Here is a 22,220-nt window from a genome sequence, read left to right on the forward strand (position 1 = left end):
GGACACGTGACATGAACACTATCTATCGTCTGGTTTTCAACCGCGCGCTGCGCGTCTGGCAGGTGGCGTCGGAGCTGGTGAAGGGTGGCGGTGGCCTGGTCGGCCATGCGCCGGGCCGGCAGAGCGCCGCGCTGTCGCCGCTGGGCTTCGCGCTGATGTGCTCACTGGGCTGGGTCAGCCTGGTAACACCTGCACTGGCGCAGTCCGACGCGCGCATCATTTCCGATCCGAATGCGCCGGGCCGTGAACGGCCGACGATGGTGACGGCACCCAATGGCGTGCCGATGGTGAACATCACCACGCCGTCGGCGGCGGGCGTGTCGCGCAACCGCTATTCGCAGTTCGACGTGGGCCGCGATGGCGTCATCCTCAACAACGCCCGCGGCCAGGTGCAGACGCAGCTGGGCGGCTGGGTGCAGGGCAACCCGTGGCTCGCCACCGGCAGTGCACGGGTGATCCTCAATGAAGTGAATGGTCCGGCCAGCCGGCTCAACGGCTATGTGGAAGTGGCCGGGCAGCGCGCCGAAGTGATCATTGCCAACCCGGCCGCCATCCAGGTCAACGGCGGCGGCTTCCTCAATGCCAGCCGGGTGACCCTGACCACCGGCACGCCGATGTTCACGGGGGCCGGCGCACTGGAGGGCTACCGCGTCACCGGCGGCGCGATCCAGATCGATGGCGATGGCCTGGACACCAGCCGTGCCGATTACACCGACCTGATCACCCGTTCGTTGCAGGTCAACGCCGGCATCTGGGCCAACCAGCTGCAGGCGACGCTGGGCAACAACGTGGTCAGTGCCGACCACAGCCAGGCCAGTGCGACCGCAGCCAGCGGCGAGGCACCGACCTTCGCGCTGGACGTTGGCGCACTGGGCGGCATGTTCGCCAACAAGATCTGGCTGGTGGGCAACGAGCACGGCGTGGGCGTGCGCAATGCCGGCAGCATCGGCGCGCAGGCCGGCGAGCTGGTAGTGACGGTGGATGGCCGCCTGGAAAACACCGGCGCCCTGCAGTCGCGGCAGAACGTGCGCGTGCAGGCCAGTGGCGACCTTGCCAATGGCGGCACCATCGCGGCCACGCGCGAAGTTGCGATCACCGCCGGTGGCACGCTGGACAACAGCGGCGGCACGCTCAATGCACAGCGCCTGCAGGTGGAGGCGCAGGGGTTGCGCAACCATGGCGGCGCCATTGAACAGACCGGCGCACAAGCGCTGGCGGTCAAGGCCGACGCAGCCAGCAACCGTAGCAATGGCCTGTTGGGCGCACTGGATGCCGTGGTGTCAGGTGGTAACGGGAGCAGCGCTGGCAGCGGCGCGTCGCCCGGCAATGGCGGTGGAATACCAGGAACCGGCACGCCGGGAACGCCGGGAACCGGAGGCGGCAATGGCGGCTCGGCGGGTACGCCGACGTCGCCGGAGCTGCCCTTGGCCGAGGGCCTGATCGCCATCGCCGGTACGCTGGACAACGACGGCGGCAGCATCAGCAACGGCGGCACGGTGTCACTGGCCGCACGCAACGGTCTCGACAACAGCGGCGGTCGCCTGGGAGTGAGCGCGCTGCAGGCCGGGGGTGAGCTGCGCAATGACGGCGGCATGCTGCAGGTGCATGGCGATGCCGCGTTGCAGGTGGGCCTGTTGTCGAACCAGAAGGGTGCGCTGAGCGTGGCCGGCGACCTGTGGCTGAATGCGCAGTCGCTCGACAACCGCGGTGGTGAACTGCGGCACGCCGGCAAAGCGGCATCGTCGTGGACGGTGCAGGGCCTGTTCAACAACGACGGTGGTCTGCTGGCCACCAATGCCACGCAGCTGGCCTTGCGCGCAGGCCAGGTCGGCAATGCCGGTGGCCGCATCGAACATGCCGGTGGCGATGGTCTCGCGTTGGTTACGGGCGACTGGGCCGGCAGTGGTGGGCGACTGAGTACCCTGGGCCGCCTGCAATGGTCGGCCGGCAACGCCGATCTGAGCAGCGGTTCGCTCAGTGCGGCCGGGTTCGACATCCTGGCCGCGACGCTGGACAACCGGGGCGGCAGCCTGCTGTCGCTGGGTAGCGGGGCCAGTTCGGTGAAGGCCACGACGCTGGACAACCGTGCCCGCGGTACGCTGGCCGGCAACGGCGATCTGGCACTGGTCGCGACCACGCTGGACAACAGCAACGGCCTGGTTCAGCAGGCTGGCACCGGCACCCTGAGCTTGCAGGCCGATACGTTGCGTGGCAGCGAAGGGCGCCTGCTCAGCAACGGCGCGCTGGTGCTGTCCGGCGGCGAGCTGGACGTGAGTGGCGGTACGACATCGGCGCAGAGTGTGCAGATCCACGCCGGGGCATTGCGCAACCGCCAGGGCCAGATCGTTTCGCAGGGTGTCTCGGCGCTGGCGCTGGACGTGCGCGATGCGCTCGACAATCAGGGCGGCCAGATCGTCGGCAACGGCGGCCTGCGCATCGACGCCGGTCGCATCGACAACCAGAAGGGCACGCTGCAGTCGGCCGGTACGCAGGGCGTGTCCCTGGCGGTGCGCGACACGCTGGACAACAGCGGCGGCGGCATCTCCGGCAATGGCCAGGTGCAGCTGCAGGTTGGCAGCCTGGTCAACCAGGGCGGCAAGGTGCTGGCGGCAGGCAGTGGCGCGCTGCAGGTGCAGGCCCGAGAGCGCTTGGACAACAGCAACGGCGGCCGCCTGGCCGGTACCGGTGATGTGCAGCTGCAGGCAGCGCGCCTGGACAACCGCGGCGGCGCGATCGAACACGCGGGCAGCGGCACCTTGCAGATCCGGGCCGACAGCCTGCAGGGCGCGGGCGGCCGCATCCTCAGCCAGTCGGCGCTGGAACTTGAGGGCGGCGACCTGCTGCTGGGGGCCGGCAGCATTACCCAGGCCGAGCGCATCGCCATCGATGCGCAGCAGCTGGACAATGCCGGCGGCAACCTCAGCGCGACCGGCAACGACACGCTGCGGCTGCACGTGGCGCAGCGCGTGGACAACAGCGGCGGCACCATCGCCGGCAACGGCGCGCTGGATGTACAGGCCGGTGAACTGATCAACCGCAGGGGCACGCTCAGCGGTGCGGGGACAGCTGACAGCACGCTGCAGATCGTCGCTGCGCTGGACAATGACGAAGGCACGATCGCCAGCAATGCCAACCGCCTGACGGTCACTTCCGCACGGCTGGACAACAGTGGCGGCAGCATCCGCCAGGCCGGCAACCAGGGCCTGGACATCACCACCGGCCGCCTGGACGGCAGCAAGGGCACGCTGGTCTCCTCGGCCACGCTGACCCTGCGTGCTGGCGACGTGGATCATCGTGACGCGACACTGGGCGCCGATCGCCTCGACCTTGAGGCCACTACGCTCGACAACGCCGGTGGCCGCATCATCGCCAGCGGCGAAGGCGCCAGTCGCATCAAGGCCACGACGCTGGGCAATGCCGGTGGCACGCTGGCCAGCAATGGCGACCTGGCCCTGCTGGCACAGGCGCTGGACAACCGTGCAGGCAGGATCCAGCACGCGGGCAGCGGCCAGCTGCAGGTCTCGGCGAAGACCCTGCTGGGCAACGGCGGCAGCGTGCTCAGCAATGGCAGCTTCGCGCTGGATGGCGCCAACCTCGATCTGACCGCGGCAACCACCTCGGCGCGCCGCGTCGACATCACCGCCGATACCCTGACCACCGCCGGTGGCACGCTCACCGCAACCGGTGAAGACGCGCTGCGCCTGCGCGTACAGGGTGTGCTGGACAATCGTGGTGGCACGCTGGCGGGCAATGGCGTGCTGGATCTCACCGCGCAGCAGCTGATCAATGCACAGGGCACGCTGCAGGGTGCAGGCGCGGGTCACTCCACGCTGGCGATCGGCCAGGCGCTGGACAACCAGAAGGGCCGCATCCTGCTCGGCGGTGCCGGCACGCTCACCGCGGCCAGCCTCGGCAACCAGGGGGGCACCGTGCATGCGGGCGGCAGCGCACTGGTGCTGGGCGTTGACGGTCGCCTCGACAATGGCGATCAGGGCCTGCTGTCCAGCACCGGCACGTTGACCCTGGGCGCCGGCAGTCTCGACAACCGCCACGGCACCCTGGTCGCTGGCAAGGACCTGGCGGTGACCACGGCGGCAGGCGTGGACAACAGCGACGGCGCGATGCAGGCCGCCGAACGGCTGCAGTTGCAGGGCAACGGCCTGCTCAACCAGCGCGGCACGCTGCTGGGCGGCCAGCTGGACATCGATACCCGCGGCCAGCGGCTGGACAACCGCGCCGGCACGCTGGGCACGCAGAAGGGCGACCTGATCGTTCGCAGTGGCGCGATGGACAACCAGGGCGGTCGCGTGCAGTCGGCGGCCGACCTGGCCATCAACACGGCCGGGCAGGACATCGACAACCGCGCCACCGCCGGCAGCGGTGGATTGCTGGCGGCCGGGAAGCTGCAGCTGGATGGTGGCGTGCTGGACAACCGTGGCGGCGCAGTCAATGCACAAGGCGATGCGCGCTTGCTGCTGGCCCGCGTCGACAACAGTTCCGGTGGAACACTTGCCAGCGCCGCGAATCTGTCGCTGCAGGCGGCGAGCCTGGCCAATGCCAGTGGTCGCGTGCAGGCCGGGCGCAACCTCGACCTGACCCTGGACGGGCACCTGGACAACGCCGCCGGCGCGATCGCGGCCGGCCAGCTGCTGACCCTCACGGCCGCCAGCGTGGACAACCGCAACACCCGTGGCGGCGACGGCACGCGTGGCCTGCAGGCGGGCCAGCTGCAGTTCGGTGCACAGTGGCTGGACAACAGCCAGGGCCAGGTCGTCACCGATGGCGGTGCGCGGCTGCAGATCAACGGCCAGCTGCAGAACACCGGCGGCGTGATCAGCACCGGCGGCAACCTGGACAGCCAGGCGGACAACGTCGCCAACAGCGGCGGCCTGCTGCGCGCCGATGGCAGCCAGACCCTGGTCGCACGTGCGCTCAGCGAAGACGGCCAGGTGCAGGCGCAGCGGGATCTTGGCCTCACCCTGCAGCAGGACATGCGCCATCGTGGCGAATGGATCGCCAACGGCACGCTGTCGCTGAACCTGTCCGGCGACCTCGACAACCAAGGGGTGGTGCGCGGTGGCAACCTCGACCTCAACGCCCAGAACATCACCAATGCGGCCTCGGGTGAGATCTCCAGCCAGGGCACGACCCACCTCAACGCCCGTGGCCAGCTGACCAACCGCGGCCTGATCGATGGCGCGCGGACCCACCTGGAGGCCAGCGAAATCGACAATCTTGGCACCGGGCGCATCTACGGTGATCGCGTGGCGATCTCCACCGGCGTGCTGAAGAACCGCGCCGAAGAGGCCGCTGATGCCACCCGCGTCGGCACCGTGGCTGCACGCGAGCGCCTGGACCTGGGCGTGCGCGAGCTGCAGAACACCGGCAAGGGCCTGATCTACAGCGGCGGTGATGCGGCCATCGGCGGCACGCTGAGTGCCGATCGCATCGCCAGCGGCATTGCCGGGCGGATCGACAACATCAGCTCGGTCATCGATGTGACCGGCAACCTGTCCATCGATGCGCAGGTGCTCAACAACATCCGCGAGAACGTGGTCATCACACAGACCACCACCGTGAACGCTCCGGTGCGCATGGATCGACCCGCCTGGTGGCGCAACGGCAAGAATGGCACCGAGGACATTCGCAGCACCAGTCACTATTCGGCGCACGAGGTGTACTACCTCAACCCGACCGATATCCTGGAAGACACGCCGCACATCACGCCGGATGGCTTCACCGTGCACCGTGCGGTGGTACGACTGACCGCGCAGACCAGTGCCTACTTCTTCGGGCGCGGTGGGCTGTATGCCGCGCTGGGTGAGCGTGCGCGGCTGAACGTGCAGGATGGCACGGTGGTGATGTACTACGTCGGCCGCCAAAACAACCAGGTCAATCCGGACCAGGTTGCCGCTGGTGCCGACGATCCGTTTGCCGAGCTGGCCACCTTGCATCCCGATTCGCCGGCATTCCGCTACGTCGATGACAAACTCACCTACTCGTCAGCGTATGGCACCTGCACGACCAACTGCGTGCAGTTGTGGACCTACAAGGACTACGATCCCGACCGCATTCTGACCAGCCCACAGTTTGCGGGCGGCAACTCCACCAGCGCCAACGAGCAGTATCGCCTGGCTACGCGCACGGTGACCGAAGATGTGTTGCAGCCGAGCGTCGGTGCCGATGCGGTCATCCGGTCAGGCGGTGCGATGCGCATCCGCAGCGATGACCTGCGCAACCACTACGGCAGCATCGCCGCCGGCGGCGATCTGGACATTATCGGCCTGACCGGCGCGGCGAAGGTGGAGAACCTGGCGGCCACGCTGTATCGCACGCACCAGTTCTCCAACGTCAGCCACACCTTCGGCGGGGACGTGATGACCTGGAGTGCTCCGGCTATTTCCGAGGTGACCGGTAAGATTGGCGGCAGCATTGTCAGCGGCGGCTCGTTGAGCATCGACGTCGGTGACCTGAGCAACCTCAACCAGGGGCGAAACGCGCCGAACGTGCAGAACGGTTCGGCCATGGCCAACCTCAACGTGCAGGGGCCCACGGCGCTGCCGGATGGGCCGGGTCATGGCGGTGCGCAGGGGCCGGGCCAATCCACTGGCACCGGTGCCGAACGCGCGCTGGCACAGGCGGCCGATGGTGCCAGTACCCAGCAAGGGAGCAGCGTCGGCGGCGTGAGTGGCAACACCGGTACATTCGGGCCGCGCGTGGTCGCAGCCAGTGGAGGATCGCCGGATCGCATCGCGATGGGTGCACCGGACACGCGCGCGCCGAGCGCCAGCCTGTTCAACGTCAATCCCAACGGCGGCCACTATCTGGTCGAGACCGATCCGCGCTTCACCGACCACAAGACCTGGCTGAGCTCGGACCACCTGCTGGGCCAGATGGGCTACTCGCCCGATACCGTGCAGAAGCGGCTGGGTGACGGCTACTACGAGCAGAAGCTGGTGCGCGAGCAGATCGGCCAGCTGACCGGTCGCCGCTTCCTCGACGGCTACGCCAGTGACGAGGCGCAGTACCGCGCGCTGCTGGAGGCCGGTGCCACGGTGGCCAGCGAATGGGGCCTTCGCCCCGGCGTGGCGCTGACCGAAGCGCAGATGGCACAGCTGACCAGCGACATCGTCTGGCTGGTCGAGCAGACCGTCACCCTGGCCGATGGCAGCACCACCACCGCGCTGGTGCCGCAGGTCTACCTGCGCCTGCGCCCGGGCGACCTGGACGGCAACGGCGCACTGCTGGCCGGCGCCAATGTCGATATCAAACTGGGCAATGGCCTGGTCAACACCGGCAACATCGCCGGGCGCAAGCTGGTGACCATCGATGCCGGCAACATCGAGCATTTGGGCGGCAGCATTTCCGGCCAGTACGTCGGGCTGTCGTCGGACAAGGACATCCGCGTTGCCGGTGCCGCCGTGACGGCTAGCGATGCGCTGTCGGTCAAGGCTGCGGGCAATGTCACGGTGGCCTCCACGGTGGAGACACAGCAGGGCGGTGGCACCTACCAGTACGAGACCAACCGCATCGATCGGGTTGCTGGCCTGTACGTAACCAACCCCAGTGGCGACGGCATGCTGTCGGTGGTAGCCGGTGGTGACATCAGCCTGCAGGCCGCACAGATCCGCAACGCCGGCGCCGACGGCCTGACCCAGCTGGCCGCAGGCGGCACTCTGGATGTTGGCGCGATTGCGCTGGAGGAGCGCCGCGACGCCACCTTCGATGAACGCAACCACCAACGCAGCAGCAGGACGACGCACGCTGCCACATCGGTGCAGGGCGCTGGCGATGTGGTGCTGGCCGCCGGCAAGGACATCAACCTGGCCGCCGCGCAGATCAAGGCGGCGGGCGGTCTGGCGCTGCAGGCCGGTGGGGACATCAACAGCCAGGCGCTGGTGGACAGCGAGAGCCGTGATTTTGCCAGCGCAGGCAAGCGCAGTTCGCTGCAGGTCAGCCAGCGTGATGAGACGGTGCGGGGCAGTACATTGCAGGCCGGGGACAATCTGCTGCTGAACGCGGGCCGGGACGTGAACCTGACGGCTGCGCTGGTCGACAGCAATGACGGCGCGGTAAGCGTGGCCGCAGGTCGCGACGTCAACCTGCTCTCGGCCAATGAGACGCACGACTACAGCCTGGACAGCTACGACAAGAAAAAGAAGACGCTCTCCAGCACCACCACCACGCGCAGCGTCGACGCCAGCGACAGCTATGCCATCGGCACGGCGATCCAGGGCGAGCGTATCAACATCACGGCTGGACGCGATCTGACTGCGGTAGGTGCGGTGGTCGATGCCACCGGCAACGTGATTCTGGGGGCTGGCAACAATGTGCTGATCACTGCCGCCGAGGACCATCACAGCAGTGAGTCCAACGAAAGCAAAAAGAAATCCGGCGTTACCGGGGGCTTCGGCAACGGCGTGGCATCGGTGGGCTATAGCAGCGCGAAGAACAGCAGCACCCACGCCGAGCAGTCCACCACCCAGGTGGGATCGGCGATCGCCTCGCGCGACGGCAATGTCCTGATCAATGCTGGCAACACACTGACGATCGAGGCCTCGGACGTCGCCGCAGGCGAGAACCTGACACTGGTGGGCAAGGACATTGCGCTGCTGGCGCGACAGGACACCACGGACAGCCAATCCAGCCAGGCCAGCAAGTCCAGCGGCTTCTCGGTGGGCGTGACCTACGACCCGACCAAGGCCTACCGCAGCGCCCGCGATTCGACCACCGACGGCATGGCCGACAGTGGCTCGGCGATGGGGCGGATCACCCGCACCGCTGAAGGCGCAGCCTCCGGCCTGCGTGCGGCCACCACGTCGACCGTGGTGACTGCCGGCAGCCAGCGCGCCAACAGCGAGCAGAGCCATTCGACCAGTGATGCCCGCGTCAGCCAGTTGGCTGCAGGCGGCGATCTCACGTTGATTGCCAACGGCGGCTCGATCCTCAGCCAGGGCACACAGATGTCTGCCGAGGGCAACGCTGTGCTGCTGGCCACCCAGGACATCGTGTTCGACGTGGCCCACAACACCGAGCGCAGCGACAGCAGCAGCCGCGGCAAGGGCTGGGGCTTTGCCAACAACACCAGCGGCCTACCGTTTGGTACCAACAACGCGCAGAGCCAGGGCAGCGGTAGCAGTGACACCATCACTGGCACGCAGCTGTCGGTCGGCGGCGGCGTGCGCATGGCCACCACCGAGGGCAACATCAGCCTGACCGCAGCCAACATCGCCGCCGAGAAGGACGTCAGCATCCGTGCGGCCGGGGATCTGTTGGTCCGCAGCGGGCAGGATACGGTCAGCAACGCCAATACGTCGGACAGCAAGGCGATCGGCTCGGTACAGATATCGGATACCGAGAAGTTCTCCGGCTGGCACCGCGAGCAGCACCAGGACGACAGCGCGCAGGTGTCACAGGTGGCCAGCAGCATCGGCAGCCTGGGCGGCAGCGTCAACCTGACGGCTGGAGGCAAGTACACGCAGACGGCCAGCAACGTGGTGGCCGCCAAGGACGTGAACATCACTGCCGCCGAGATCGAGCTTTTGACCGCCGACGAAAGCGGCCACTACTCGCAGAGCGACAAGGACCTGAAGATCGGCGTGTTCGCGCGGGTGAAGTCGCCGTTGATCGACCTGATCAACAACGTTGACGCGGCACGTCAGTCCGATGATCGCCTGCAGAAGATGCAGGGCATGGCGGCGGGCGCCAACGCGTACCAGGCAGCCAGTGCGATCTCGGCACTGTCCGGCCGTGGCGGAAGTGGCGAACTGTTCCGTGCTGAAGCAGGCATCGGCTTCAAGACCGCCAACAGCAGTGCAGATGGCAGCAGCATGGTTTCGCGTGGCTCCACCATCCAGGGCGGCGGCAACGTCAACCTCACCAGCACCCAGGGCGACATCCATGTGGTGCAGGGCAACCTGAGTGCAGGCAACACCCTCAGCCTGGATTCGGCCGGCGACATTCTGCTGGAAGCAGGCAAGGCGCATGTGGCCGACCGCAGCAAGAGCAGCAATGCCGGCGCCGAAGTGGGCGTGGGGGTCTCTGTAGGCGCGCAGACCGGCGTGTATGTGTACGCCGAAGCGAGCGTTGGCAGCAGCAAGGCCAATGCCGAGAGCAGCACGTGGCAGAACACCACGCTGACCGGCAAGAACATTTCGATGAAGGCCGAGGGCGATACCACGCTGCGTGGTGCCACGGCGACCGCCGACCGTATTGACGTCAAGACCGGCGGCACGCTGACGATCGAGTCGTTGCAGGACATCGCCGAGAGCATGTCCAGGAACAGTCAGGTGGGTGGCCGCGTGCAGGTGTCGTTCGGTACCGCGTGGAATGCCGACGGGTATGCGAGCGCAGGCAAGGCCAGCGGCAGCTATCAGGGTGTCGGCCAGCAGAGCGGCCTGTTTGCCGGCAATGGCGGCTACCACGTCGATGCCGGCCACGTGAACCTGGTGGGCGGGGCGATTGCCAGCACTAATGCGGGCAACAGTGAACTGACTGCGGACTCGCTGACGTTCACTGACCTGCAGAACCACATGGACTACGCAGCCAGCTCCGGCAGCATCAGTGGTGGTGCGGGCGGGCAGATGGATGGCTGGGCGCCCAAGCCGGGAACTGCGGCACCCCGAGGTGGTCCGGGCCTGCCGATGATGGAAACGGGCAGCGACAGCAGCTCCACCCTTGCCACCTTGACCGAGGGCAACATCACCATCGGTGGCAAGCAGACGTCGGCGGCTGAGTTGGGCATCAACACCGACGCCAGTGGAGCGCATCGTGCGCTGGATGCATTGCCGGATGCGAACAAGTTGCTGGCTGACCAGCAGGCGATGGCGGCTGCCGCTGGGACGGTGATGGCCACCAGCCAGCAGATTGCCTGGGATATTGGCAGTGCGGATGCGAAGAAAATCACGGACAAGTATCGGGAGCCGATGAGTCCCGAAGAGAAACGGGCATTCGACGCGCTTCTTCCCGAGGAGCAGTTCAAGCGCCTGGTCGCGTTCGATGCATCCTACCCGAATGCGCTGGTGACCCAGCAGAAGTGGGCCCCTGATGGTGTCTATGGTCGCGCGCTCGGCGCAGTGACCAGCGCGCTGGTCGGTGGTGTTGAAGGACAGGGGCTGGGTCAGCTGGGTTCCAACGCGCTGGCACCGTATGCGGCTGAACTGATCGGCAAGACCTTTGACCCGAACAAGCAGAGTGCTGTGCCTAGCGAGGCCATGCAGATGCTGTCGCACGCGCTGCTGGGCGCGCTGTTGGCAGAGGCCAATGGTGGGAAGGCGGGGAGTGGGGCGTTGGCGGCCGGTGGTGGTGAGTTGGCGGCGAAGTTCCTGACGGACAAGTTGTTCGGCGGGGACCCTTCGAACCTCAGCCCACAGGAAAGGGAAACAGTTCTGGCGCTGTCACAGGCGGTGGGAGCTCTGGCGGGCGGGTTGTCGGGACAGGATCTGGCGGGGATTGCGTTGAATGCGGGGATTGCCAGGAATTCTGTTGAGAATAATTTCCTCGGGAAGGATGATCAGCAGCGGCTGGCAGATCTACGTGAGAAGTCTAAGAAGGGGAAATTGACGCCACAGGAATCCGCGGAGCTTATTTATCTCGACGCTGGGGATCATATGAGTGATGGCCTGCTGAATATGCTTGCCAGCGGTCAGCCTCTTTCTGTCGTGCAGCAGCACAATCTGGAGCTCTATCTGGGGGCGTATGCCCAGCAGAACGGCACGGATGCGGCGATTGCCCTCGTCAGTGGGGGTATTCGCGAGGCAAGCGAATTCCCTTACTCGGGACTTTCGCGCGATAAGCAGAAGTACACTGATGAGAATTTTTCGTTCTTCGAAAAGAATATTTGGAGAGCTGATAGCGAAAACGAGGCAATCTTCAACAAGGCTATCATCAGGTCCGGCTTGGAGGTATGGCGCTCTGAAGATCTCCTGCCAACGGTGATGAGGCAACGGCGTGACTTCGCGCTGATGGATGCCTTGGTCGGTAGCCCTCTGGCGAGCGGAAGCTATCTGTTCGGCAGCCTTGTAGGGCTGAGTGACGATGATCGATATGCACTCACTATGACTGCGGGGAATATCGCGCTGATTGCCGGGGCAACGGCTGCGGGGAAGACGGGTTTGCTGCCTGTAACCGGGCGGCTTGGAATTAACCCCGCTGGTAGCGGTGCTACAAAGAGTAGCGCTTCTAGCCGAAGCCGAGAGTCCCCTAGAGGTGATGGGATCTCTTCTTCAGCGCAGACCGAGGCTGGAAAGGGAGATTCAAATGCCGGAAAATTGCTTAACGGAGGCGCTGGAAGGCCAGGAGAGCCTGCATCTTCACTGATAGGCGCCGATCGTGCCATCATTGATCCACGCAAGCTGGAGGGATATGCGCTAAACCCAGATCATCCTGTGGGCGGAAATAAGGCTCGCGTTTTCGAGTCTGTTCTGGGCTTTAATAAAAGTAATTCAGATGTTCTTATGAAACAGCTTCAAGAGGGGGTTGCAAAGATTCAACCAACGCCGGGAAAGGTTGATGAGTATGGGGCGCGTTATACAGTTGATATCCCAGTGATTGGGCCTAAAGGGCCCGGAGTGGTAAGGACGGGGTGGATTTATCGATCAGGCTCGGATACTCCCGAGCTGACTACGTTATTCGTGAAATAGATTAATTATGGCCATGAAAATAAATGATGTGGTTGAGGTGTTGCGGGACGTTCCCGAGTTAGGATTGATTGCAGGGGATCGTGGTGTTGTGGTGTGTGTCTTTTCAGGGGGCGCGTATGAGGTTGAATTCTCGGATGTCAGTGGTGTAACTGTGGCGGAGGTTGTTCTTGATGAGTCGCAGATGGCGCTCGTTTCATAGCAGTGGAGGCTTTGCAGGTCGGCCTATCAGTTTGGTGATTGGGGTGGAGAGAAGTGTCTGCTGATAAGCTTGACGGACGTTCCGGAGTAGTTCTTGCATTGGGCCGAGGGCATCGCAGCCAATCAATGCTGCATCGCCTTTTCCAACTGGACAGCCGGTCAAGTGGGCCGGCACAGCATCGCCCGCCCCTTGACGTTCATCCAGAGATCTTTCATTCAGAAAATTAAGTAATAGGTAACATTTGCGCTGCTGCTAAAATGGCCGGTCGTGCCCCGGCCGCAGCCCTTTCTGGTGGTGGAAAGATTTACTGACGGAATAATGGTCTTCATGAGATTGCTGTAGGCGAATTTGCTTGTTTGCCGACGCTCGGGGCAGTTCGAGAACGCTTGCGGCAATGTGAGCAAATGCATCGTGCGCATTTCCTGAAGCCAGCGTGGGCAGCAGCAAGGCGAACTCGGACAGCAACACCTGGCAGAACACCACGCTGACCGGCCAGAACATCTCGCTGAAGGCCGAGGGTGACACCACGTTGCGCGGCGCGACCGCCTCGGCCGACCGCATCGACGTCAAGACCGGCGGCACGCTGACCATCGAATCGCTGCAGGACATGGCCGAGAGCATGTCCAAGAACAGCCAGGTGGGTGGGCGCGTGCAAGTGGCCTTCGGCAACGCGTGGAACGCCGATGGCTACGCCAGTGCAGGCAAGGCCGAGGGCAGCTACCAGGGCGTGGGCCAGCAGAGTGGCTTGTTTGCCGGCAACGGTGGCTATCACGTGGATGCTGGACACGTGAATCTGAGGCGGCGCGATTTCCAGCACCAACGCGGCCAACAGCGAACTGTCCGCACAGACGCTGACCTTCAGCGACTTGCATAACCAGATGGACTACTCGGAAGACTCCGGCAGCATCAGCGGTGGCGGGGGCGGGCAGATGGATGGCTGGGCGCCCAAGCCGGGAACTGCGGCACCGCGAGGTGGTCCGGGTCTGCCGATGATGGAAAAGGGCAGCGACAGCAGCTCCACCCTTGCCACCTTGACCGAGGGCAACATCACCATCGGTGGCAAGCAGACGTCGGCGGCCGAGCTGGGCATCAACACCGACGCCAGTGGAGCGCATCGCGTGCTGGACGCATTGCCGGATGCGAGCAAGCTGCTGGCAGACCAGCAGGCGATGGCGGCTGCCGCTGGGACGGTGATGGCCACCAGCCAGCAGATTGCCTGGGATATTGGCAGTGCGGATGCGAAGAAGATCACGGACAAGTATCGGGAGCCGATGAGTCCCGAAGAGAAACGGGCATTCGACGCGCTTCTTCCCGATGAGCAGTTCAAGCGCCTGGTCGCGTTCGATGCATCCTACCCCGATGCGCTGATGACCCAGCAGAAGTGGGCGCCTGATGGTGTCTATGGCCGCGCGCTCGGCGCAGTGATCAGCGCGCTGGTCGGTGGTGTTGAAGGGCAGGGGCTGGGTCAGCTGGGTTCCAACGCGCTGGCACCGTATGCGGCTGAACTGATCGGCAAGACCTTTGACCCGAACAAGCAGAGTGCTGTGCCTAGCGAGGCCATGCAGATGCTGTCGCACGCGCTGCTGGGCGCGCTGTTGGCAGAGGCCAATGGTGGCAAGGCGGGGACTGGGGCGTTGGCGGCCGGTGGTGGTGAGCTGGCGGCGAAGTTCCTGGGTGACTACTACGCCAAACAGAATAAGGGGCAGTTGTCGCCCGAGCAGGCGGAGCAAGTAAGGGTGCTGGGACAGGCAGTCGGCGCAATGGCGGGAGGACTTTCCGCTGCAGGAATTTCTGGCGCGACATTGGGCATGGGTATTGCAAAAAATTCCGTTGAGAATAACTACCTGAATCACGACGAGCGGATGGAGTACCTTCAGGCGACCGTTATCTGCTCTGATGCAGGTAAAGACTGCGATATCAAGGAAAACTTCGAGCGGCTCTCCGCTGAGCGCGATTACAAGCTGTTGATGGCGTGCCAAGTGCCAGGATCTGCCGCATGTGCTGAACAGCGCTCACTTGCGAAAATTGCATTGGAATCGCATAACTCACCTATATATAAGGGAGAGTATGACGCATGGATGGCGGAAAACGCCGATAAGCTCATCGCTGCAAGCAAGAATGCCGGTTCTGGGGTAAGCCTTGAAAAAATTGCCATTCACTCTTCTACCGAAGATCTGCAAAGGAAGGTGTACTGTTCGCTAGTTGGTGAGTGTGGTTCGAACACTGTCGATCTATTGCGTGGTGCAGGCTACGGTGCGGAAGCTGACTGGCTGTCGTCGACGAATCGAGCAGTCGCTGGTGCTGCCTTTGTAAATGGGCTCTGGACTGGGGAAGAGACCTGGTAGCGGGTGCTGCAAGCATGAACCAGATCGGTGTTCTGCTGGGTTTGGTCTCGGATTACAAGGAGATGGACAAGCTTGGCTTGCAGGCCTTCTCCCAAAAAGCGCAACAACGCGATAAGCCAGGCCATCAATGAGTACATGGAGAAGACTGCGGGGTTGGCCTACTACTTAGCTGGTGGACGAAACTCGTGGAACTTTGAGGATGTCGACCAAGCAGCGAACGTTGGCGGAAAGCTCACTGTTGATATCGGAACCTCTTTGTTAGGGCCTGAGGCGTTCCTTGCAAAGGGGGCTAAGACCACCGCATTGGAGGCCGCTGCCTCGGAGGCGCTCGAACGAGCTCGAGTGGCGCGCTCGGTAAAATTGGAGCCGGATGGCTCGTTGCCGCCGCATTTGTTGCCAGATAACATTGTTGGAGGTGGAAGTATTGCTCACTTGGGAGTTGTTAATTATCCGGACGGCATATCATTCAAGGTCGATATTGATGCGCATATTTCTCGTCCAGATGGTTATTCTCAGAAGAACGGAATTTCTGGGGCGCACAATTCAGTGGAATTCAGGTCGGAGGCTGCGGCTCGTGGAGTGAAAATCGTAAGCGAGGTTTCCACGGATGTTCCGGGTGTTTCCGTTATCTCCTATCAGGTGCCGGCGTTGGATCCTACTGGGAAAGTAATTGTGGGCTATAAAAATAAAGTCCAGACGAAGATCGTGTATGATCCTTCTATAATGTCAGATAGGAAGGTTTTGATGCTCGGCCAGGAAGCTGCTGCGAAGGGTTACAAGGACGCTGTTGCTGCGGGGAAGAGGATATATGAGTCCAATGCGGGCGGCGTCTCTTTCGTTGTGTACATCGATGATGCCGGTGTAGTTAAAAATTTCCACCCTAAGTGAGGTTGGTATGAGTGATCAGTTGTTTGGATCTTGGATGGATAAGAGGGACTCTGATTGGGTGGTTTTTGCTTACTTTGATTGGATTTATTCTTCGGGAATGTTTATTCAGATGCTCGAGTGTTTATCAAGGGGCTGGGGTTTTGGCACCGATGATGTTGACTGTAGATTCCCGGATAATAGTAGCTTTGACGTGGATGATCACTTTTCTGGGGTGGAATTTTCATATGGGCTAAAGTATGACCCGGACGTTGTGATTGTTAGTGATGAAGAATTTAGTCGATACCTGGGTATGGCATGTCTCAAATATATAGAAAGAACTCCGGGATCGGCTGATTACGTTCGCTCAATGCTGTGCCAGAATGAGCTGGGAAATGGCTAATCCAGACTGCGGCCCTGCTGATGATTGCAGCATCGTTGATGCGGGCGCTGCGGCTGGCGCTGTTGCCATCGCTGATGAGCCGTCTGCTTAAGCATTACTGGCGAGCTCGCTGTGCCTGTGCCATCGCCAGAAACTTATTGGGTGCTTAAGGGTAGGATTTGGCCGGGATCGCGATGAATGCGGGGATTGCCAAGAACTCGGTTGAGAATAACTTCCTTGCTGAGTATCAAGCTCGAGTAATGAAGCAGCAACTCGACGAGTATGGCAGCGACACGTCATGCCAAAAGATGGTGCGTGACGTTGCCAAGCAACTGTCGGAGCGAATGGACTGTGAGCTGCTCTCGGTTTGTACAGCGAACTCGGCGAGCCCTGCCTGTCAGGCGTTTGTGAATGCGGCCGTTTCGTACAAGTATGGGTTCGTGGCCCGGAGAGCTTGGACTGTTCGATGATTCAAACGGAGGCGGTTCTGGCGCTTTCTAAAGCGGTGGGAGCGCTGGCGGGTGGGTTGTCGGGCAGGATCTGGCGGGGACCGTATTGAATGTGAGGATTGCCAGGAACTTGTTTGAGAACAACTTCCACGCAGGGGATCAGGCGAGCGCAATCTGGTGCGAGTTGGGCGACTGATGTGCGGGACAAGTCGATAGGTAATGGGGGCAAGTAGGGGTGAGGCTAGAATGAGGGATGAAGTCTATTCTGCAGTGATGAATTCTTCGTTTGGGTTGTCTCTTGGTGCCGTCTGGCAGCACATGACGATGGAGATGGGGGATGTTGGGATTTCTGGAAGGAGGGACGCGTTCTTCGAGTTGATGGGGCGTTTGCTGAGAGATCGGAAAGTAAAACTCGCATCGGACGGGAGGACCTTGGAGGGTGACTGGCGGGAACAATTGTTGTTCATCTCAAAGGCATGGCCTGAGAGTCCTGGCGAAGATGATATTGATGGATTCGGCCTTTGGTTCTTGATCGATGCTCCGGCGGGCTTAGTTTGGATCAGCGCAGATGGCCGTGAGCATTGGACGTAGCATTCCAGTCCAAATCGATCGCACCTCACCATCGATGGCAAACAGATGTTGGCGGCTGAGCTGGGCGTCAACATCGATACCAGCGCAGCGCGCGGTGAAGGCATTGCTGATGCAAGCACGTTGCTGATGGACAGGCAGGCGACGGCGGCTGCCGCAGGTACGGTGACGGCCACCAGCCAGCTGATTGCCAATGGTGTTTGCAGTGCGCATGTGAGCCGGTTCAGAAGAGGGGGGGGGCGGGATGAGTGTTGGTGATATGGGAGATTTCAAAGAAATTTCTGTTCAGGCTGCATATGTGTTGATGTGCGTTTTCCTGCAAAATTATTCGGATAGGGGTAGTAATCAGGACGCTCTTGTTGATCTATTATCTTCGGCGCGCTCTTTTTTGTGGGCAGATGACCTGCCCAACGATCCGGTAATGTGGGATGACTGGCGCGACGCGTTTGCAGAGGTCAACACCGCTGGGGGCGCACTTAATGCTGAATTCTGTGTCGCACAAATGAATTCATCGGGTGGGCGTTTGATGTTGCTGAATTCGTTCGCAGTAATGCTGGTATTCCTCGAGGCGATTTTTGATCGATCCGGTGAGGGTCTTCCGCTGTTCGAAGTTATTGGGCGTCTCACGTCGCCTTTAAATGATTCCAGTTGCCTGAATGATTCCTCTGTCTGGGTTGAGTGGATGGAGTCGGTTGGAAAGGTTAGGTCGTAGGGGTTTGGGTAGCGGCTTCTCTGATGGCAATAGCGATTGAATGGGGTGGGGCGGGCGATGCAAGAGGATCTTGAATTCGGTTGTGAATTCGAAGTCGAGATTCTTGCCGGCCGCAGTAGGCCTCATGTTGAGGTGACAGAGGAGCCTGCCTGGAGCAAGGTTGAGTTTCGTGGCGAGTTTGGATAGAGGATAATGAAAGTAAGGATTGAACCCACCTTCGGCAGCGCCGTCGGTGAAGCAGTACAGCGCACAGATACAGCCTCCGATGGGCTGAGCGAGAAGGATGCACTGGCGATCGTGGTAGGAGACAGGTTCTCCACCTATCTCCACCACTGGAGGCTGTACGAAGCAAGCGGCAGGGCGCCAAGGCGATGGAACTGGCCGGCGTTCCTGTTCTCGTCACTCTGGTTCTTCTTCCGGCGCATGCATGCGTGGGGCACAATCTGGTTCATCCTTTCGCCGTTACTGATGACCACCTTCGCGCTGCTGGGGCTGCCATGGTTGTCCTCGCTCTCTTTCGTGGTGTTCGCGTACTTGCAGGAATCCTGGCGAATCCGCTGTACCTGTCGCATTGCCGAAGGATTGTCCGTAAGGTTGATGCCGAGCATCGCGGGGCACATCGGCGGCACCTTGAGCTGCAGAAGGCTGGTGGTGTCAGCTACACCGCTCTGGTGATCGCCTTGGCGGTAACGGCCTCACAGAACACCCTGATCAAACTGATCGTTGGTTCGATATCAGAGCCAACGCCCACGCAGTCTGCTGTGCACGTGGCGGCGAACCCGCCGGATCTGCCGGACCCGCGAATAGAGGAAGCAGAGCGGGTGGCGTACCAGGAGCAAATGCGTGCGATCGCAATGACGGCGTGGCCAGCAGGTGTTCCCATTGAGGGCAATGCCTGCATTGTCGAGCTGCGGCTGGCGCCCCCGGGGCGAGTGCTGGAGGCCAATGTTCTGGAGCCGTGCACGTTGAGCGAGGCGCAGCGCGAGATGATGCTGGGCGAGATCAGGCGCACGGACTTCACGATCGAGGGAAAGATGCAGTTCTTCAACAGGCATACCCTCATCGGCTTGCGCAGGTAATGAGCATTTCGCTGTTTCTCGAGGTCGAAGCCGGTGCCGATCTGGATGCCGTGCTGCGCGCTCTGGACTCGATCCAGGCCGAGTACTCCGACGGTACTGACTGTACTGACGGTTTGCGTGGATATCTTCCAGCGTCCAACACCGGCTTCGGGTTCGGCATCGTCGACCCGCCGGAGGCACTCGCAGCGGAAGGGATTGAATCCGAGTGGCAGGTGGGCCTGCTGGGCTCGTTTCATTTCCGCGCGAGCGGGTTTGAGAGCGCCTGGGGGGAAATCTGCCGCTTCATCAAGCTCTACGCCGCGACGTGCGGGTTCCGGTTTGTGCTCTCGTTCCAGTTCGAGAGCGTCTATGCGGCAAGGCTCGGGAAGGATCTGGTCTTCCCGGGGCCTGCTGCTCCGTAATGCCGGATACCGGGGAGGCAGGCCCGGCCTGATCCCATTCTCGGTACACATGGCGATATACCTTATGGATATAACGCGTTCGTGGGTTGTCTGATTTCACACCTGTCTGCACAGTTCCAGAGTTTTAGATCGATATAATAATATCGACCCATAAAGTTTCCCCTGCCTGCGCCGCCATCGATCGTACGGCCATGATCAAGGGAATTGAGATGCTCGCCTTACGCAACCTCCGAGTGGGATCCCGGCTGGGTGCCGGGTTCGGTTTGCTGCTGCTGTTCATCGTGGCCATCGTTGGCCTGGCGCTGTACGGAAACCATCTGAAGTCTGCCCAGTTCTCGAAAGTGGTGGACGTCAACATGGTGAAGATGCGGCTGTTGAACGAGATGCTGGATACCAACAACGCAGTGTTGATGCACCGCAGGCTGATGGTGATCAAGCGCGGCGAGGATTTCGACAAGGATTATCAGAAGGCGCAGGAGCTGTCGCAGACCTACGATGGTATCTGGGCCAAATACATCAAGATTCCACGCGACGCCACCGGCGATGCCCTGGTCGCGAAGATCGACGCGGCACGCAAGGCCACCGACGCCTCCACCCAGCATCTGCACGAGCGCATGAAGGCGGGGGATTTTGACGGTGCGGCCAAGGAACTGCTCGCCGAGCACGGCTTGGCCACCGCATGGAATGAGACGATCTCGACCCTGCTGCGGCATCAGGAGACACTGACCGCGCGCAGCCGCGAGGAATACCGTTCAACCGAATCCTGGACCGGCACGTTGTCGATCGTGTTCGGCGTGCTGAGCCTGGTACTGGGCTCGCTTGCCGCGTGGGCAATCACCCGCAGCCTGACCCGCCCGCTGGAAGGCGCGGTGAAGCTGGCCGACGGCATCGCCAACGGGCGGCTGGACAACAGCATCGACGCGTCCGGCAACGATGAGGTGACGCAGCTGCTCAGGTCGATGCAGCGCATGCAGGCGCAGTTGCAGTCGGTGATGGCGGCGCAGGGCGAGTTGGCCCGTCAGCACGATGCAGGCAGCCTCAGCTATCGCATGGACGAGAGTGCCTTCCCCGGCGACTACGGGCGCATGGTGCACGAGACGAATGCGCTGGTCGGCTCGCATGTGCAGGTGCAGAACCGGCTGATCGAAGTGATGAAGCACTACGCCCAGGGCGACCTGTCGGTGGACATGGATCCGCTGCCGGGCGAGAAGGCGGCGATCACCCAGGCAATGGACGAGACCAAGACCAGCCTTTCGGCGATCAACGGCGAGATCCGCCGGCTGGCGACGGCCGCGGCGGCGGGCGACTTCAGCCTGCGCGGCGATGAAGATCGCTTCGCCTACGATTTCCGCGACATGGTGGCCGGGCTCAATCGCTTGATGCAGACCACCGACCAGAACCTGGTACAGGTGTCGACCCTGCTGCAGGCGATCTCCCGCGGTGACCTCACCGTACGCATGCAGGGTGACTTCCACGGCGTGTTCGCCCGCATGCGCGATGACTGCAATGCCACCGTCGATCAGCTCAAGCAGATTGTCGGCCGCATCCAGTCCAGTGCGTCCAGCATCAACCTGGCAGCGGGCGAGATTGCCTCGGGCAACACCGATCTGTCGCGGCGTACCGAACAGCAGGCGGCAAACCTGGAAGAGACGGCTGCGTCGATGGAGGAGCTGACCTCCACCGTGAAGCAGAACGCCGAGCACGCACGCCAGGCCAACCAGCTCGCGATTGGCGCGCATGGTGTCGCCTCGCAGGGCGGCGAGGTGGTCGGACAGGTGGTCACCACAATGTCGGCCATCGAAGCCTCGTCGAAGAAGATCGCCGAGATCATCAGCGTCATCGACGGTATCGCCTTCCAGACCAACATCCTGGCCTTGAATGCGGCGGTGGAGGCTGCGCGTGCTGGCGAGCAGGGCAGGGGCTTTGCGGTGGTGGCCAGTGAGGTGCGCACGCTGGCACAGCGCTCGGCCGGCGCGGCCAAGGAGATCAAGGGCCTGATCGAGGAGTCGGTCGGCAAGGTCGCTGATGGATCGGCGCTGGTCCGCCAGGCCGGCACCACCATGGGCGAGATCGTGGCCTCGGTGCAGCGCGTTACCGACATCATGGCCGATATCTCTGCTGCGTCGCAGGAGCAGAGCTCGGGCATCGAACAGGTCAACCAGGCGGTGGTGCAGATGGACGAAACCACGCAGCAGAATGCGGCGCTGGTGGAACAAGCCAGCGCGGCGGCACGCTCCATGGCGGAGCAGGCCAACCTGCTGGCCGAGGCGGTTTCGGTGTTCCGCACCGGTGCGGCAACCGCGGCTGCAGCCGTGCGTCCGGCCCTGGCTGCGGTGGCCGCGACGGTTACTCCGGTGCGCAGGCCGGCGGCACTGTCGCCGCGCATCGAGCCGACACTGGCGGCCAATGCCGGTGGTTGGGAAGAGTTCTAGAACGTGGCACGCCGGTAGGGAGACGGCGCCCATCACGACGGATGATCGTGATGGGCGCAACCTTCTTCCTGAACGCGCGATGGCCGATGAGGTGGCGGACACGCGCATTTCACTTCCGGTTGCCGACC

At 62.6% G+C, this 22,220-nt stretch carries 11 protein-coding genes; all 11 read left to right on the top strand.

Annotated features, from left to right (window positions below):
• Nucleotides 1-11 precede the first annotated feature (11 nt).
• The 11 genes from ACMGRF_RS04140 to ACMGRF_RS04190 all read left to right on the top strand — a co-directional run bounded on the left by ACMGRF_RS04140 (nucleotide 12) and on the right by ACMGRF_RS04190 (nucleotide 22,092).
• Nucleotides 12-12,641 carry a hemagglutinin repeat-containing protein gene (locus ACMGRF_RS04140; protein ID WP_414485658.1) on the top strand — a complete coding sequence of 4,210 codons (12,630 nt, stop codon included), beginning with the start codon at nucleotides 12-14 and terminating at the stop codon, nucleotides 12,639-12,641.
• Nucleotides 12,642-12,654: 13 nt separating this feature from the next.
• Entirely contained in the window at nucleotides 12,655-12,840 is a 186-nt protein-coding gene (locus ACMGRF_RS04145) for a DUF4926 domain-containing protein (RefSeq protein WP_157803434.1), read from the top strand.
• A 433-nt stretch (nucleotides 12,841-13,273) separates the two neighbouring features.
• Entirely contained in the window at nucleotides 13,274-13,714 is a 441-nt protein-coding gene (locus ACMGRF_RS04150; protein WP_049438742.1) for a hemagglutinin repeat-containing protein, read from the top strand.
• A 4-nt stretch (nucleotides 13,715-13,718) separates the two neighbouring features.
• Complete coding sequence (locus ACMGRF_RS04155) at nucleotides 13,719-15,185, top strand: VENN motif pre-toxin domain-containing protein (protein ID WP_414485659.1); 1,467 nt, start codon at nucleotides 13,719-13,721, stop codon at nucleotides 15,183-15,185.
• Nucleotides 15,186-15,320: 135 nt separating this feature from the next.
• Nucleotides 15,321-16,073: a CdiA family toxin C-terminal domain-containing protein gene (locus tag ACMGRF_RS04160; protein ID WP_143566366.1), complete on the top strand. Its 753-nt coding sequence runs from the start codon at nucleotides 15,321-15,323 to the stop codon at nucleotides 16,071-16,073.
• Nucleotides 16,074-16,080: 7 nt separating this feature from the next.
• A complete protein-coding gene (cdiI, locus tag ACMGRF_RS04165) occupies nucleotides 16,081-16,452 on the top strand; it encodes a ribonuclease toxin immunity protein CdiI (protein WP_134708937.1) in 372 nt (123 codons plus the stop codon).
• A gap of 674 nt (nucleotides 16,453-17,126) precedes the next feature.
• A complete protein-coding gene (locus tag ACMGRF_RS04170; RefSeq protein ID WP_065427422.1) occupies nucleotides 17,127-17,471 on the top strand; it encodes a DUF596 domain-containing protein in 345 nt (114 codons plus the stop codon).
• Nucleotides 17,472-17,712: 241 nt separating this feature from the next.
• Nucleotides 17,713-18,180 (top strand): hypothetical protein, encoded by a 468-nt coding sequence (locus ACMGRF_RS04175; RefSeq protein ID WP_134708936.1) that lies wholly within the window; start codon nucleotides 17,713-17,715, stop codon nucleotides 18,178-18,180.
• A 371-nt stretch (nucleotides 18,181-18,551) separates the two neighbouring features.
• Complete coding sequence (locus ACMGRF_RS04180) at nucleotides 18,552-19,259, top strand: hypothetical protein (protein ID WP_239668813.1); 708 nt, start codon at nucleotides 18,552-18,554, stop codon at nucleotides 19,257-19,259.
• On the top strand, nucleotides 19,259-19,660 hold the full coding sequence (locus ACMGRF_RS04185; protein WP_049437845.1) for a hypothetical protein: 402 nt from the start codon (nucleotides 19,259-19,261) through the stop codon (nucleotides 19,658-19,660). The genes ACMGRF_RS04180 and ACMGRF_RS04185 overlap by 1 nt, the downstream gene beginning before the upstream one ends.
• Nucleotides 19,661-19,869: 209 nt before the next feature.
• Nucleotides 19,870-22,092 carry a methyl-accepting chemotaxis protein gene (locus ACMGRF_RS04190; protein ID WP_414485906.1) on the top strand — a complete coding sequence of 741 codons (2,223 nt, stop codon included), beginning with the start codon at nucleotides 19,870-19,872 and terminating at the stop codon, nucleotides 22,090-22,092.
• The last annotated feature ends 128 nt before the right edge of the window (nucleotides 22,093-22,220 follow it).

The organism is Stenotrophomonas sp. EMP41 (assembly GCF_047495535.1).
Taxonomy (GTDB): Bacteria; Pseudomonadota; Gammaproteobacteria; order Xanthomonadales; family Xanthomonadaceae; genus Stenotrophomonas; species Stenotrophomonas sepilia.